General features: G+C 44.5%; 15 protein-coding genes. 14 read left to right on the top strand and 1 reads right to left on the bottom strand.

Annotated elements, in window-relative coordinates; translation table 11 throughout:
• Positions 1-27: 27 nt before the first annotated feature.
• From DW159_RS10910 to DW159_RS10890, 5 genes are all read left to right on the top strand, one after another.
• Complete coding sequence (locus tag DW159_RS10910; protein WP_004850052.1) at positions 28-360, top strand: cupin domain-containing protein; 333 nt, start codon at positions 28-30, stop codon at positions 358-360.
• A 373-nt stretch (positions 361-733) separates the two neighbouring features.
• Positions 734-1,711, top strand: a complete 978-nt coding sequence (gene bioB, locus DW159_RS10905; protein ID WP_117550733.1) for a biotin synthase BioB — start codon at positions 734-736, stop codon at positions 1,709-1,711.
• A 312-nt stretch (positions 1,712-2,023) separates the two neighbouring features.
• On the top strand, positions 2,024-2,608 hold the full coding sequence (locus DW159_RS10900; RefSeq protein WP_015533771.1) for an anthranilate synthase component II: 585 nt from the start codon (positions 2,024-2,026) through the stop codon (positions 2,606-2,608).
• Between the two features lie 10 nt (positions 2,609-2,618).
• Positions 2,619-4,022, top strand: coding sequence for an aminodeoxychorismate synthase component I (gene pabB, locus DW159_RS10895; protein WP_117550731.1), 1,404 nt, complete (start codon positions 2,619-2,621; stop codon positions 4,020-4,022).
• 34 nt (positions 4,023-4,056) lie between these two features.
• Positions 4,057-4,830, top strand: coding sequence for an aminotransferase class IV (locus DW159_RS10890; RefSeq protein ID WP_117550729.1), 774 nt, complete (start codon positions 4,057-4,059; stop codon positions 4,828-4,830).
• Between the two features lie 14 nt (positions 4,831-4,844).
• Here DW159_RS10890 and tsaA read toward each other — a convergent pair whose 3' ends face one another.
• Entirely contained in the window at positions 4,845-5,558 is a 714-nt protein-coding gene (tsaA, locus tag DW159_RS10885; RefSeq protein ID WP_117550727.1) for a tRNA (N6-threonylcarbamoyladenosine(37)-N6)-methyltransferase TrmO, read from the bottom strand.
• 450 nt (positions 5,559-6,008) lie between these two features.
• Here tsaA and DW159_RS10880 point away from each other — a divergent pair, with 450 nt between their 5' ends.
• The 9 genes from DW159_RS10880 (at position 6,009) to DW159_RS10840 (ending at position 14,712) form a co-directional block, all read left to right on the top strand.
• Positions 6,009-6,902: a substrate-binding domain-containing protein gene (locus DW159_RS10880; RefSeq protein ID WP_117550725.1), complete on the top strand. Its 894-nt coding sequence runs from the start codon at positions 6,009-6,011 to the stop codon at positions 6,900-6,902.
• 7 nt (positions 6,903-6,909) lie between these two features.
• Positions 6,910-7,761 carry a phosphate ABC transporter permease subunit PstC gene (pstC, locus tag DW159_RS10875; RefSeq protein ID WP_117550723.1) on the top strand — a complete coding sequence of 284 codons (852 nt, stop codon included), beginning with the start codon at positions 6,910-6,912 and terminating at the stop codon, positions 7,759-7,761.
• Positions 7,762-8,766 carry a phosphate ABC transporter permease PstA gene (gene pstA, locus DW159_RS10870; protein ID WP_242992686.1) on the top strand — a complete coding sequence of 335 codons (1,005 nt, stop codon included), beginning with the start codon at positions 7,762-7,764 and terminating at the stop codon, positions 8,764-8,766. It abuts the gene before it with no gap.
• A gap of 102 nt (positions 8,767-8,868) precedes the next feature.
• Positions 8,869-9,627, top strand: coding sequence for a phosphate ABC transporter ATP-binding protein PstB (pstB, locus tag DW159_RS10865; protein WP_117550721.1), 759 nt, complete (start codon positions 8,869-8,871; stop codon positions 9,625-9,627).
• A gap of 10 nt (positions 9,628-9,637) precedes the next feature.
• Positions 9,638-10,282, top strand: coding sequence for a phosphate signaling complex protein PhoU (gene phoU, locus DW159_RS10860; RefSeq protein ID WP_117550719.1), 645 nt, complete (start codon positions 9,638-9,640; stop codon positions 10,280-10,282).
• A 33-nt stretch (positions 10,283-10,315) separates the two neighbouring features.
• Positions 10,316-10,576: a hypothetical protein gene (locus DW159_RS10855; protein ID WP_117550717.1), complete on the top strand. Its 261-nt coding sequence runs from the start codon at positions 10,316-10,318 to the stop codon at positions 10,574-10,576.
• A 227-nt stretch (positions 10,577-10,803) separates the two neighbouring features.
• Entirely contained in the window at positions 10,804-12,576 is a 1,773-nt protein-coding gene (locus DW159_RS10850) for a Na/Pi cotransporter family protein (RefSeq protein WP_055146525.1), read from the top strand.
• A gap of 93 nt (positions 12,577-12,669) precedes the next feature.
• A complete protein-coding gene (locus DW159_RS10845; protein WP_055146522.1) occupies positions 12,670-13,344 on the top strand; it encodes a response regulator transcription factor in 675 nt (224 codons plus the stop codon).
• Positions 13,345-13,347: 3 nt separating this feature from the next.
• Positions 13,348-14,712, top strand: coding sequence for a sensor histidine kinase (locus DW159_RS10840; RefSeq protein ID WP_117550715.1), 1,365 nt, complete (start codon positions 13,348-13,350; stop codon positions 14,710-14,712).
• Positions 14,713-14,951 lie beyond the last annotated feature (239 nt).

Raw genomic sequence — 14,951 nt, 5'->3', positions numbered from 1 at the left:
TCGTATTTTTCGTAAGGAGGACAACAGATGAAGATATCATTCGATTCCCTTGAGGAGCAGAATATTCAGAACTTTAAGGGTGGCGAAGGCGTATTCAAGCCACGCATGCACGTAGGCAATTACAACAAGATCATGAGGGCAACACTTCCAGCAGGAAGCTCCATTGGCCTGCACACACATGACACCAACAGCGAGATCATATTTATCATCTCAGGAGTTGGAACCATGGAGTATGACGATACCATGGAGATACTCAATCCGGGCGACTGCCATTATTGCCCACCGGGACACAGCCATAGTCTGAAGAACAACGGCGATGAGGATCTGGTGTTCTATGCTGTAGTGCCAGAGCACAATTAGAAGAGAATAATATAAGAAAATAAAAAAGAGGTTCTCCAAATCAATGTATCTGGAATACATCTGGAATTCCGGGTGCGCATTAGAATGTGGAGGCCTCTTTTTTTATGTACAACAAAATGCCATCCATGGGTAGAAAATATGTTATGTCAACTTATGATGGTGATAAAATCTTGTTGTTATTGATAAAATAAGCTGATAAAATGTAGCTTGTGAAGTTTGGAAGCGCACTGATGCACACAAACGCCACAGGGCTGAATCATATACACAAATGACAACAATACAACTGGGCTGGATCATATACACAAGAGCTGCAACAAAACATCGATCATCGCATAGGGAAAAAGATAGATGATCGATAAAGGAAGGTGCAGATATGATTTCAGAAGAAAAAACAACAAAGACAGCAGATCCAACTATATCCCGTGAGGAGGCTATAGGGATACTCAACACGCCGGATGATCAGCTTGACGAGCTGGTGGCACGTGCCGGAGAGCTCCGCGAGAAGTACAAGGGAAAACACGTTGGGATACATATTCTGACAAATGCAAGAAGTGGTAACTGCTCTCAGGACTGCGCATATTGTGCACAGTCGTGCCGTTCAAAGGCAGCCATTGACAAGTATCGCTGGGTTGGCGATGAGAAGCTTTACAGGGACAATGATTTTGTGGACAAATACCATTTGTCCAGACACTGTATAGGCCTCAGCGGAATGAAGTTCATGGATGAGGAGATTGAGGAGCTTGCGGTGCGCATCCGCAAGATGAAGGAAAGCGGAACACACCTGTGTTGCTCCATCGGATTTCTGACGGAGAAGCAGGCGCATATACTGCGGGATGCGGGACTTGACAGGATCAATCACAACCTGAACAGCAGCCGTGGCTTTTACAGCAATATATGTTCAACCCACACATTTGACCAGAGAGTTGCAAATATAAAGATGCTGCAGAGCGTGGGATTTGAGATATGCAGCGGAGGCATCATAGGAATGGGTGAGAGCAGGGAGGATGTGGTGGACATGCTCTTGGAACTCAGGGAGATCAATCCCGAGGCGATTCCTATTAACTTTCTTCTTCCGATAGAAGGCACGCCACTGGGGGACATTGATACGTCAGTACTCACAACGGAGTACTGCCTGAAGGTGTTGTGCCTTGCGAGGCTCATGGTGCCACAGGCGGATATAAGATGTGCCGCGGGCAGGGAGAGATATTTCAAGGGTGAGGAGAAGAGACTTCTCACTGTTGTCAATTCTATCTTTGCATCGGGTTATCTCACAGAGAACGGACAGGGCATGGAGGATACGATAAAGGCGATCACGGATGCCGGATTCACATATGAGGTGGAGTCGGCGTAGCGGTTCGTTTACATAAATTTTACGTGCCTGCATATTGAAACAGAACCGTGATGTTGAGGAGATAAACTCACAGGAACAGCAGTATGCAGATGCCTATGAGAGGGCACGTCAGTAGGCGCATTGCATAGTGAGACTGCGCAAAAGTAGCAAAGGCATTTGCTTTCTGCGGTCAGATATGTTAGAATCTGTAAAAATCAAAGATAAAAATAACGTGCAGATTACGGACCGAAAAGGATAACGACTGTGCATGCTTTGGCATGCCGGCTGTTATCCTTTTTGTGTTTTATAGTGATTGCGGATAAGGAGAAGTGCATGTATCTGATGATAGACAATTTTGATTCGTTTGTATATAACCTGAAGGCGTATTTCGAGGAAATGGGAAGATGTGTGACCGTAAAAAGGTGCGATCGGATATCTCTGCATGATGTGGAAGATCTGGAGCCGGAGGGCATAATACTTTCACCGGGACCTGGGCGGCCATGGGAGGCAAAAATGTGTGTGGATGTTGTGAACATGTATAAGGGGAAGATTCCGATACTTGGAGTCTGCCTTGGACATCAGATACTTGGGTATTGTGCGGGCGCCATTGTTGAAAAAGGAAAGATGCCAATGCATGGAAAGGTGACAGAGATACATACCTGTGGAACAGGTCTGTTCGCACGGCTGCCGGAAAGCTTTCATGTCACAAGATACCACTCATTGGTAATAAATGGCAGCAGTCTGCCTGATGATTATCAGGTGGATGCTATATCCGAGGATGGTGCAGTTATGGGAATATCACACAGAAGGCTGCCGTTGTACGGGGTGCAGTTTCACCCGGAAGCGGTACTTACGGAGTATGGTCATGATATATTGTATAATTTTTGTATAGCGGCGGAGAAGTTTAATTGCAGATAAGGAGTCATATATGAGCAGTATGAGGCGAGTGGTAAAAAAACTTGACAGATATGTGTGTGCAGCTGATGTTTTTGAAATATATGAGGATGAGACAGGAATAGCATTTCTTGACTCATCCCTTGTGAATAATCTGGGACACTATTCGATCATTGGGAGATGCCCATATCTCAGGCTTGTTAAGAATGGGGATACATTTGAGGTTAATGGAGATTCTGAAAAGGATATAACATTTGAAGAATATATGAGACAGTATCTTGTACAGCATATGGATAAGAGTTCGGAGGATTTGCCGATCGTATCAGGAGCGATAGGGTATGTATCCTACGATTATGGAATGGACAGGATGGGGATTGGCTCCATCAATGAAGACCTTGTGTCTGTTCCAGAGGCAGTCATGATCTTCTATGACTGTTTCGTTGTTGAAGATTGTCTAAAAAAAGAGACATATCTTGTGGCAAATGGGATGACAGGTGATGCACAGTCAAATATTGATGTAATGGAGAATGATATAGAGAAGTATTGCGGCAGGGATGATCGGGAAAATGGCAATATAATTGACAGGACGAGTGAAGATGTACAAAAGAGGAAGAAGTATAACTTGAATGTGTACGAAGAATGCAGCAGGGAAGAGTATGAGCACTCTATAAGAAGACTGAAGGATTATATAACCGAGGGTGATGTATATGTTGCAAATATGACAAGGCATATGGTTATCGACAGTGATAAAAAGCCTCTGGACGTGTTCCATGACCTGAGAGTCAGCAATCCGTCGCCATTTGGTGGATATCTTGATCTGGGAGATTATCAGATAGTGAGCGCATCTCCTGAACGGTTCATGCAGATAAAGGATCGCCATGTGTATACCCGGCCGATAAAGGGGACGAGGAGACGAGGAGAGACTGTCAGGGAGGATGAGGCGCTCAGGAGGGAGCTTGAGAAATCACAGAAGGAAAAGAGCGAACTTCTGATGATTGTAGATCTTGAGAGAAATGACCTGAACCGTGTGTGCAGACCGGGAAGCGTAAAAGTGACTGAACTGTTTTCGATAGAAGAATATGCGACTGTTTTTCATCAGGTGGCAAATGTAGAAGGCGTGCTGCAGGATGGAGAAGATGTGATGTCTCTTCTTACTGCGGCGTTCCCGGGTGGTTCTGTTACAGGGGCGCCGAAACGCAGGGCTATGGAGATCACAGATGAACTTGAATGCGGAAAGAGAAATATTTACACCGGATCTATTGGTTATATTACATTGGATGGAAAATGCGATTTTAATATAGTGATAAGAACTGTATTGTACAGAAATGGCAGGTATTATCTTGGCGTTGGAGGCGGTATTACTGTCGATTCAGATCCTGGTGCAGAGTATGAAGAGACATGGGATAAGGCAAAAGCAATACTCAGTGCATTGCAGTAGCATTTGAAAATGATGAAAATGGGAGAAATGTAAAATGAATGTAAAAATGGATGATTGCTTTCAATTTGGTCTTGGAGCATTTGAAACTATAAGTGTGGTTGACGGCAGGCCGATATTTCTTGACAGGCATCTGAGACGCCTGGAAGATGCTGCAAGATTCCTGGATCTTGGCATGCCAGCAGAACGGGGCATAGACAGGATAACTGTGCTGAAATATCTGAGAAAGTGGATGAGTGAGCATGATTACAGAGATCGATCAGGTCATATGAGGCGATGTGCGTTAAAGATCATGCTGACTCAGGAAAATGTGGTTTTTTCAATGAGAGATAATCCTTACACCCCGGATATATACGAACGGGGGTTTGCAATGGACATAAGTAATGTTAGAAGAAATGAGACATCGCCGTTCGTATATCATAAAACCATGAATTACGGAGACTGCATTCTTGAAAAAAGGCGGTCTAGGAAAGCTGGAATGGATGAACGGATCTTCCTGAATACAAAGGGACAGATATGCGAGGGTACGGTGAGCAATATATTTTTTGTGAGAGATGGCAGGATATACACACCCGCGATAGACTCAGGTCTCCTGCCTGGAACAGTAAGGGGGTATATCTGTGAATCAGAGGCGGTCACGCAGACGGTGATATTCCCTGATGAACTGTCATCATATCAGGAATGCTTTGTGACCAATTCCTTGATGGGGGTCATGCCGGTGAAACTACTGGGAAATATCAGCTTTGATGAGAGGAACGTCACAGCCATGATGATGAGAAAATATCATAATTTTTCAGCTTTATGCCGGTAAAATGCCTTTTTGTATCATTGTGGTCCGGGCTCAGCCACTTCGCATATGGTAAGTGTGTCACCGGATATGGTAAACCTTATATCATACCCGCCATACAGCATCCCATACCGTCTATTCGGTTCATCCTGATAGCCAGGCCTTGGATCCTGTGCAAGAACCTCCCTCAGAGCTTCGATCTGTGCACTTGAAAATATAGTTTCAAGTTTGACGGCGATATCGTCAGAGAAACATACAGACAGCTCCGGAATATCAAGGGAGTCTGTCCAGCCCCCGGTCGCCTCCGGATGGCTGTCGGTGTATGGCAGATAAGGCTTGATGTCGTACACCGGTGTTCCGTCCAGTATATCGGCACCCGACACCACAAGTCCGTGTACACAGCCGTTTTCTTCATTATATATAATATCCAGAAGTCTCACCGATGACAGACCGATGTTGTTCGGCCTGAAAGGTGATCTGGTGGCAAAAACCCCCATCCGCTGGTTACCGCCCAGCTTTGGGGGTTTTACTGTTGCGGTAAAACCATTCTTGTGAGCCCTGGAGAAGTCCCACAGCAGCCATATGTGGGAGAATCCGTCAAGCCCTCTGAAAGCCTCTGCCTGATTGTACGGTGGAAGCATCTCTATAAAAGCGGCGGCGCAGTCTGTCAGACCGCTCTGCCTTGGAATGCCGAACTTTTCTTTATAGTCACATCTCACATATCCTATTACTTCTAAACTGGTATTTGTCATGTATATTTATCCCACTTTCTGGTTGTAATTTATAAGTTATGGCAGATTATTTGCTGTACATTCAGCATGCATTGATTAACGCCGACTTTACATTCAATTTACATTGCGCTGGTTATGTATTTTACTTGTGCCATTTATCATAGTGCAAAGAAAAGAACGAAAGGCGCGCGAGTTCTTTTCCGGGAAATAAGCAAAGAATGATATGTCCCAATAATACAATATTTGCAAAGACCGGTTCAAGAGATAACCGGCACATGTAACAATTTTCGTAGAAAATTGTTATGCAGCATCAGCCATCGCCGATAGGCGATTTTGCATGGCTGATGTTCCAGAACACATGTAATAAGTTTTCGTAGAAAACTTGTTATGCAGCATCAGCCATACCATAAAGCGATTTTGCATGGCTGATGTTCCAAGAAAGAATATGGACAAAGTAAGGAGAAAAAGAAAATGGTTAAATTAAAGAAAGTATTGGCAGTAACACTTGGAGCAGCACTTATGATAGGAAGTCTTGCTGGCTGTGGAAATAATTCATCAAAGAGCGCAGATGGCGGATTCGATGCAACACAGGATATATCAGTAGTATCAAGAGAGGAAGGCTCAGGAACAAGAGGAGCATTCGTAGAGCTCACAGGAGTTGAGGAGAAGGATGCAGATGGCAATAAGGTCGACAACACAACAACAAATGCCATCACATGCAACAGCACAGAGGTCGTACTCACAACAGTAGCAGGAGATGATTATGCAATCGGTTACATATCTCTCGGAGCACTCAACGATACAGTAAAGGCACTCAAGATCGGTGGAGTTGAGGCAAGTGAGGAGAACATCAACAACGGTTCATACACCCTCTCAAGACCATTCAACATCGTTACAAAGGATGGCATCAGCGATGTTGCACAGGATTTCATCAACTACATCATGAGCGAGGATGGACAGAAGATCATCTCAGCAAATAAGTACATTGAGGTTGCGAACAGCGGTGCATTTACTTCGACAAATCCAAAGGGCAAGATCGTTGTAGCTGGTTCATCGTCAGTAACACCTGTTATGGAGAAGCTTATCGAGGCGTACAAGGCGATCAACACAAATGCTGACATCGAGCTTCAGGAGAGCGATTCAACAACAGGTATCACATCAACATCAGATGGAACATGCGATATAGGTATGGCATCACGTGAGCTCAAGGACACAGAGACTGCACTTGGTCTTAAGGCAACAGTAATAGCAATGGACGGAATTGCAGTTATAGTAAATAACAACAACCCTGCTGATGACTACACAGTAGATCAGGTCAAGAACATATTCACAGGTTCAGCAGCAAAGTGGGAGGACGTAAAGTAATCAGCTTATGCATAAAGTAAAAGAAATAGTTATGCACATAGTATTCCTTCTTGCAGCTCTGGTATCCATCGCAGCAGTGGCACTCATATGTGTGTTCCTGTTCGTGAATGGAATACCGGCCATTAAGGAGATAGGCTTCGGGAACTTCACCTTAGGTGAGGTCTGGAAGCCTACAAATGGGTACTATGGCATTCTTCCTTTCATATTAGGAAGCATATATGTGACAGCCGGAGCGCTGATAATAGGGGTTCCGATAGGACTTCTCACGGCGATATATCTGGCAAAGTTTTGTCCCGACAGATTATATAAAGTTATAAAGCCATTTATCAATCTGATGGCCGGAATACCTTCGGTAGTATATGGATTCTTTGGAATGTGTGTGCTTGTACCGATGGTGAGAAGCATATTTGGAGTAAATGGAAATACGATGCTCACGGCATCAGTACTTCTTGGAATGATGATACTTCCAACTATCATCAGTGTATCAGAGACCTCAATAAGAGCGGTACCTGACAAGTATTATCAGGGAGCTTTGGCACTTGGAGCAACACATGAGCGAAGCGTGTTCAAGACTGTTGTTCCTGCGGCAAAGTCAGGAGTTATGGCAGCGATTATCCTTGGTGTTGGCCGTGCAGTTGGAGAGACCATGGCGGTTATCATGGTAGCAGGAAACCAGGTTCATATGCCTGACGGAATACTGAGAGGCGTCAGAACACTCACCACAAATATAGTAATGGAGATGGGATATGCGACGGATCTGCACAGACAGGCTTTGATAGCAACGGGCGTGGTACTGTTCGTATTCATACTCATTATCAACCTCCTGTTCTCCATCATAAAGAGAAAGACGGTGGCATAGATGGCAGAGAGAGTAGAAGGAATAAATACCGTTGTCGCATGTGGCGATGACAGAACAAAAAATACAATAATCAGCACGAAAAAGACGGCACCTGAGGACGATCCCTCATCCATAGTTGATGTTGACAGCATAGAGGCTGTAAACAAGAGCACATGGTCTGAGAAATGGGCTGAGTACAGAAAGAAACCGGGATCATTCATAATGTTTATCCTTGTACATCTGGCAACGCTCATAACTGTGCTCTCCATAGGATTTCTGCTGGTGTATGTACTTGTAAAAGGAATTCCAAATCTTAATGCAGACATATTCAGCTGGGAATATACATCGGACAACTGTTCGCTGGTGCCGGCACTTATAAATACGGTTTACATGACGCTGCTGTCCCTCTTGATAGCAGGTCCGATAGGAATATTTGCAGCGATATATCTTGTGGAGTATGCAAAGACTGGCAACAAGCTGGTTGGGGTTGTGAGGATCACAGCGGAGACACTTACAGGAATACCTTCGATAGTATACGGACTTTTTGGAATGCTGTTTTTCACAAATGCGTGTGGACTTAGATTATCACTCATATCAGGTGCGTTAACCCTGGCGATAATGGTTCTTCCGGTCATAATGAGAACCACAGAGGAGGCACTTATGGCAGTGCCTAAGTCTTATAGAGAAGGAAGTTTTGGACTGGGAGCCGGAAAGCTCAGAACAGTATTCAAAGTAGTGCTTCCAAGTGCCGTTCCTGGAATACTGTCAGGAATCATACTTGCGACAGGACGTATCGTGGGCGAAACGGCAGCACTCATATACACAGCAGGATCGGTTGCAAAGATGGCGACAAAGCTTACCGATTCAACAAGAACTCTGGCGGTTCATATGTACCTTCTGTCAAAAGAAGGACTTCACACGGATCAGGGTTATGCAACAGCGGTAGTGCTTCTTGTACTTGTAGTGCTTATCAACTTTGCGTCCGACAAGATTGCAGGCAGGGTTGCAGCAGATAAAGCAAATTAAGTGATGTGTCAAGTTTTATATGAAAACTTGGCATGTAGCGCCAGCCATTTGCCGAAGGCAAATTTTGCATGGCTGGTGTTCAAAAAGAATGGAGAAAAATAGATGAATAATAACGTTAAGTTCAGCGTTAAAAATCTGAACCTCTATTATGGAAAGTTCCATGCCCTTAAGGGTATTGATATGGATATTCCGGCAAATGAGGTTACAGCGTTTATCGGACCATCAGGTTGTGGTAAGTCAACATTCCTTAAGTCGCTCAACAGAATGAATGATTTGGTAGAGGGATGCAAGATAACAGGTGATGTGAGGCTTGATGGAGAGGATATATACAGCGGAATGGATATTAACCTTTTGAGAAAGAGAGTTGGAATGGTGTTCCAGCAGCCGAATCCTTTTCCGATGAGTGTCTATGACAATATAGCATATGGCCCAAGAACCCATGGAATAAGAAACCGTGCAAAGCTTGATGAGATAGTTGAGAGATCTCTCAGACAGGCAGCCATATGGGATGAGCTCAAGGACAGACTGAAGAAATCAGCCCTGGGTCTTTCGGGTGGTCAGCAGCAGAGGCTCTGTATAGCCAGAGCACTGGCAGTGGAGCCTGAGGTACTTCTCATGGATGAGCCTACATCGGCCCTTGATCCTATATCGACATCCAAGATAGAGGACCTGGTACTTGAACTGAAGGACAAATACACCATTATCATGGTTACGCATAACATGCAGCAGGCAACCAGAGTTGCAGATAATACAGCATTCTTCCTTCTCGGAGAGGTCGTTGAGTACGCAGAGACAGAAAAGATGTTCAGCAAGCCGGCTGATAAGCGTACAGAGGATTACATCACTGGTAGATTTGGTTAGGAGGGACATGATGAGAGACAAATATGAGATGCAGCTTAGAAAGCTTCACGCAGAGATGATAGAGATGGGAACTATGATCGAGCAGGCGATCGAGACGGCGATCAAGGCTCTCGTGGCTCAGGACACAGAGCTTGCAAAGAAGGCGATCGAGGCGGATGACGCCATAGACCATCAGGAGAGAGAGATTGAGAATCTGTGCCTTAAGCTGTTCCTTACCCAGCAGCCGGTTGCGGGTGATATGAGAAGTATATCAGCTGCACTTAAGATGATCACGGATATGGAGAGGATAGGAGATCACGCCTCGGACATATCTGAGCTCACACTCTGCATGGCAGGAACCCCATATATCAAGAAACTTGAGCATGTCCAGCAGATGGCAAAGGAGACAATCGTTATGCTGGTGGCAAGCATAGAGGCGTATGTGAATGCTGATGAGAAGAAGGCAAAAAGTGTAATTGCTCACGACGATATAGTTGATGGCCTTTTCGATACGATCAAGAATGAACTGATCGCTATGATACACGATAATCCTGACGATGGAGAGCAGGCTTGTGACCTTCTTATGGTTGCCAAGTATCTTGAGAGGATTGGCGATCACGCAACGAATATATCAGAGTGGGTCCTCTTCTCAATAACAGGAGAACATATAGACTGATGATTGAGTCATGGACGAAAAGAGGTGATTTGTATGAAGTGTGTATGTACGAAGATAAATAAACTGTCACACAGAACAGGTATAGGCAATATGAAACTTTTCATAACAGTCAGCATGGTGGTGTGCGGACTTGCGGGATGTGCTGCAGCATTGCTGCTCCACATGCTCCCTGTGCTGGGAGATGTATCATTCGCAAAGCTGATGTTCATATGTGGCGGTTATGGCATGTTCCTGGTAGGAATGCTTGGAAGTGCGGTGTATCTGCTCATAAATGAGCCTCTCGGAAGCAAATAAACAGATGAAAACAGAAAAAAGGTCTATGTGATACCACAAAACTGTGCCAAATATTTTGCAGGATTTTACATAGATTTTAAATTTACACAGATTTTACATACACATATCTCACATTTTACATATCCCTTTTACAATAGACTCTGATAAAACAGACGCTGTAAAAGGGATATTGTATATACAAGTCCTTATACAGAAGTAATTGGAAATGTAATAAGGAGACAAAAGATATGGATATTTTCAATGTGTTATCCCTTCTGGGCGGACTTGCAATGTTCCTGTATGGAATGAACGTGATGGGAGATGGCCTTGCCAAGACGGCTGGCGGTAAGCTGGAGAAGATACTGGAAAAGCTCACATCCACACCTATAAAGGGTGTTCTGCTGGGCGCCGCGGTGACAGGAGTGATCCAGTCATCATCGGCGACCACAGTTATGGTGGTTGGACTTGTAAACTCAGGCATCATGAAGCTGAGACAGGCAGTGGGTATCATTATGGGTGCAAATATAGGAACAACAGTAACATCATGGATACTCAGCCTTACAGGAATACAGAGTGACAATATATTTATTAATATGTTGAAACCCTCATCCTTTTCACCTATACTCGCAGTAATAGGAATAATATTCCTCATGTTCACCAAGTCTGAGAAGAAGCACGATATAGGTGGAATCCTTCTTGGATTTACAGTGCTCATGTTTGGTATGGAGATGATGAGCGGTGCGGTTGCTCCGCTTAAGGATGTACCGGAATTTACGAATATACTCACCATGTTCTCCAATCCATTCCTTGGAATGCTTGTGGGAATGTTGATAACAGCTATTATACAGAGTTCTTCGGCATCTGTAGGTATACTCCAGGCGCTGTGTGCAACCGGGGCTGTGTCATTTGGGACGGCGATCCCAATCATCATGGGTCAGAACATAGGAACCTGTGTAACGGCACTGATATCATGTATAGGAACCAAGAAGAATGCCAAGAGAGCTGCGTTTGTGCATCTGTACTTCAACATCATAGGAACAGTCGTGTTCATGGTGGTGTTCTACACGGTCAATTCATTTGTACACTTCCAGTTCCTGAATGATTCAGCGAATGCAGCTGGTATAGCTGTTGTACACAGTGTGTTCAACGTTGCAGCGACACTTCTTCTGCTTCCGTTCTCAGGCGGACTTGAGAAGCTTGCAACGCTCACTGTCAGAGATAAGGATGAGGTGGAGAAAAATACTCCTGCAGAGCTGGAGATGCTCAAGCGTCTGGATGCCAGATTCCTTGAGAAACCAGCATTTGCTGTTGGACACTGTATAGAGGTCGTAAAATACATGGCTCAGCTTTCAAAGAACAGTGTTGATATGGCACTGTCACTGGTTGATAATTATGATGAAGCGGTCAGGGATAAGGTTGAGGATCTTGAGGGCATCATAGATACCTATGAGGATGAGGTCGGTTCTTATATGGTAAAGCTCAGCAGCAAGGAGCTCTCCCATGAGGATAGCCAGAAGGTATCGATCGGACTTCATGTCATAGGTGACCTTGAGAGAATGTCGGATCACGCCATAACCATAGCGGATATATGCAGGAAGATGAATGAGGCGGGCGCGTCCTTCTCAGAAAAGGCAAAGTCAGAGCTGGGTGTATACAAGGATGCAGTTCAGAACATAGTCAGCATGACTGTGGAGGCTTACGACAAAGAAGATCTTCAGGAGGCATCCCATGTGGAGCCGCTTGAGGAAGCCATCAATGAGCTCAACAGCGCGGTTAAGAAGCAGCATATCAAGAGACTTCAGAAGGGAAAATGTACCATTGAGCTCGGAATATCACTGGAGAATCTTATCAACAATTATGAGAGAGTTGCAGATCACTGTTCCAACGTGGCGGTGGCAATGCTTCAGTTAAAATCAGATAACTTTGATACACATGAATATCTGGATAACATGAAGAAGGATTCCAACATAGATTTCCAGAGCATGTACACATATTACAGAGAGATGTACAAGCTGAAGTGATATCTGGCATGTATAAATAAAAAAATAATGATAAAAATAAAATTGCAATACGCATGTAAATGAAAGTGGTATTACACAGGGAAAGGAGACAAAATGGCAGTACATATTTATATTGTAGAAGACGATAAGAATATAAGAGAGATAGAGATGTTTGCTTTGAAAAACAGCGGATATGCGGTGGAGGAGTTTGAGAATGCGAAATCCTTCTTCTCAAGGTCTGTGGAGAAGGTCCCTGATCTGGTACTCCTGGATATCATGCTCCCAGACATGGATGGTCTTGAGATTGTGAAGAAGCTCAGGAGCAGACCTGATACTGTCAGAGTTCCGATTATCCTTGTGACAGCCAAGACTACAGAGCTTGACAAGGTCAAGGGCTTGGATATAGGAGCGGATGATTACCTCACCAAGCCATTTGGCGTGATGGAGCTCATATCCAGAGTCAAGGCACTGCTCAGAAGAAGCAGGGCGCTGCAGGATGACAAGCAGATGGTACTCGGGGATATAACCCTTGATTCAGAGAGACGCGAGGTGCATGTGGGCGGTGAGTTGTGTGAGCTTACCTTCAAGGAGTTTGAACTCTTAAAGCTTCTCATGGTTAATGCAGGAATAGTCCTTCACAGAGACACGATCATGTCGGATGTGTGGGGAACGGATTACGAGGGCGAATCCAGAACCCTTGATATGCATATCAAGACTTTGAGACAGAAGCTTGGCGAAGCAGGTAATATGATAAAGACGGTTAGAAATGTAGGGTATAAGATGGAGTAGCATATGGGTAAGAGAGACGATAAAAGACTGAAAAAGGTTATCAATCTGGAGTTTATCATCTTTTCACTGGTGGCCATAGCGGTGACCATGGTCCTGTCGACGTTTATATTCTATGAGGTGTACAAGGCGGAGATCATAAGGGATCTGAAGGGGTATGCTGAGGTGTTTAAGAATACCGGAGATTTCGACGCGGATGACACCGGTGTGTATGCAAGCGTGGATACCAATGACCTCAGACTGACGCTTATAGCGCCTGACGGCAGTGTTCTGTATGACAATCAGGCCGATGAGACTTCCATGCAGAACCACCTTGACAGACCAGAGATAGCAGAGGCATTTGAAAATGGTGATGGACATGTTATAAGAAAGTCGGCAACCCTCAATAAGAGCACATATTACTATGCGATACTGCTCAAGTCTGGAAGGGTGCTGAGAATAGCGAGGGAGACCAACAATGTAATCAGTATGTTCCTTGCGGCTGTGCCGGTCATGCTGGTGGTGATGGCGATCCTTGTCTGTGTCACCATCATAGTGACACACTATCTGACCAGAAACATATTGAAACCAATAGAGCAGATGGCGAACAGTCTGGATGACGATACCCACATAGTTGCGTACAAGGAGATGCGCCCATTCATAGATATGATACAGAAGCAGCATGCGGATATAGTGAAGAGCTCACAGATGAGACAGGAGTTCACGGCAAATGTATCACATGAGCTCAAGACGCCACTCACATCTATATCGGGGTATTCGGAGCTCATCGAGACCGGTATGGCTACCGAGGCGGATGTGCATCATTTTGCAACTGAGATCCACAAGAACTCCAACAGACTTCTCACCCTCATCAATGATATAATCAGACTGTCAGAGCTGGATGTATCCGAGGATGCGCCACTGATGGAGAAGATCGATCTGGCGGTCATAGCCAGAACAGCCACGGATATGCTGGCGATAAACGCAGAGAAGAACAGTGTGACACTCAGCTATGATGGCAGTCACGGATATATATATGCGAACAAGATGATGATGGAGGAGCTTGTGTACAACCTCACAGACAATGCCATCAGATACAACAACAAGAACGGAAGCGTTGATGTAACCGTAAAGACTGTGGATGATAAGGTGATTCTTCGTGTGAAAGATACGGGAATAGGAATCCCGAAGGAGCATCAGGAGAGGATATTTGAAAGATTCTACAGAGTGGACAAGAGCAGATCGAAGTCCACAGGTGGCACAGGACTTGGCCTGGCCATAGTAAAGCATATAGTTGCCCGCAACAATGCACAGCTTGATATGGACAGTGAACCAGGTAAGGGAACTGACATAAAGGTTACATTTGACGCATACAGGGAAGATGAACAATGATGCAGTCGAAATCAATGAATTTTGATGGGGAATGCTGTAAAAGAACAGAATAGATGCTACAATAAAAAGGAGCCTGGTGGAAGTGTTTTAGCCAGACTCCTTAAGTATATTGATATTCACACACACCGACATTAAGTTCGAAAATATGTGAAATCTTCTGAATTTAATAATATAATACAGCATGTTACGGAAAAAATCAAGTGGTAATTATGCATAACATACAATGCGATTTATACATA

Origin of the sequence: Coprococcus sp. AM14-16, assembly GCF_003434675.1 — a bacterium.
Lineage (GTDB): Bacteria > Bacillota > Clostridia > Lachnospirales > Lachnospiraceae > Coprococcus > Coprococcus aceti.
Note: the sequence above shows the minus strand (reverse complement) of the source record. Positions and strands in the feature narration are given on the sequence as shown.

What these genes read in the sequence shown, in the direction of transcription:
- DW159_RS10910 (WP_004850052.1), top strand. Translation starts at nt 28, where the DNA reads ATGAAGATATCATTCGATTCCCTTGAGGAGCAGAATATTCAGAACTTT.
- bioB (WP_117550733.1), top strand. Translation starts at nt 734, where the DNA reads ATGATTTCAGAAGAAAAAACAACAAAGACAGCAGATCCAACTATATCC.
- DW159_RS10900 (WP_015533771.1), top strand. Translation starts at nt 2,024, where the DNA reads ATGTATCTGATGATAGACAATTTTGATTCGTTTGTATATAACCTGAAG.
- pabB (WP_117550731.1), top strand. Translation starts at nt 2,619, where the DNA reads ATGAGCAGTATGAGGCGAGTGGTAAAAAAACTTGACAGATATGTGTGT.
- DW159_RS10890 (WP_117550729.1), top strand. Translation starts at nt 4,057, where the DNA reads ATGAATGTAAAAATGGATGATTGCTTTCAATTTGGTCTTGGAGCATTT.
- tsaA (WP_117550727.1), bottom strand. Translation starts at nt 5,558, where the DNA reads ATGACAAATACCAGTTTAGAAGTAATAGGATATGTGAGATGTGACTAT.
- DW159_RS10880 (WP_117550725.1), top strand. Translation starts at nt 6,009, where the DNA reads ATGGTTAAATTAAAGAAAGTATTGGCAGTAACACTTGGAGCAGCACTT.
- pstC (WP_117550723.1), top strand. Translation starts at nt 6,910, where the DNA reads ATGCATAAAGTAAAAGAAATAGTTATGCACATAGTATTCCTTCTTGCA.
- pstA (WP_242992686.1), top strand. Translation starts at nt 7,762, where the DNA reads ATGGCAGAGAGAGTAGAAGGAATAAATACCGTTGTCGCATGTGGCGAT.
- pstB (WP_117550721.1), top strand. Translation starts at nt 8,869, where the DNA reads ATGAATAATAACGTTAAGTTCAGCGTTAAAAATCTGAACCTCTATTAT.
- phoU (WP_117550719.1), top strand. Translation starts at nt 9,638, where the DNA reads ATGAGAGACAAATATGAGATGCAGCTTAGAAAGCTTCACGCAGAGATG.
- DW159_RS10855 (WP_117550717.1), top strand. Translation starts at nt 10,316, where the DNA reads ATGAAGTGTGTATGTACGAAGATAAATAAACTGTCACACAGAACAGGT.
- DW159_RS10850 (WP_055146525.1), top strand. Translation starts at nt 10,804, where the DNA reads ATGGATATTTTCAATGTGTTATCCCTTCTGGGCGGACTTGCAATGTTC.
- DW159_RS10845 (WP_055146522.1), top strand. Translation starts at nt 12,670, where the DNA reads ATGGCAGTACATATTTATATTGTAGAAGACGATAAGAATATAAGAGAG.
- DW159_RS10840 (WP_117550715.1), top strand. Translation starts at nt 13,348, where the DNA reads ATGGGTAAGAGAGACGATAAAAGACTGAAAAAGGTTATCAATCTGGAG.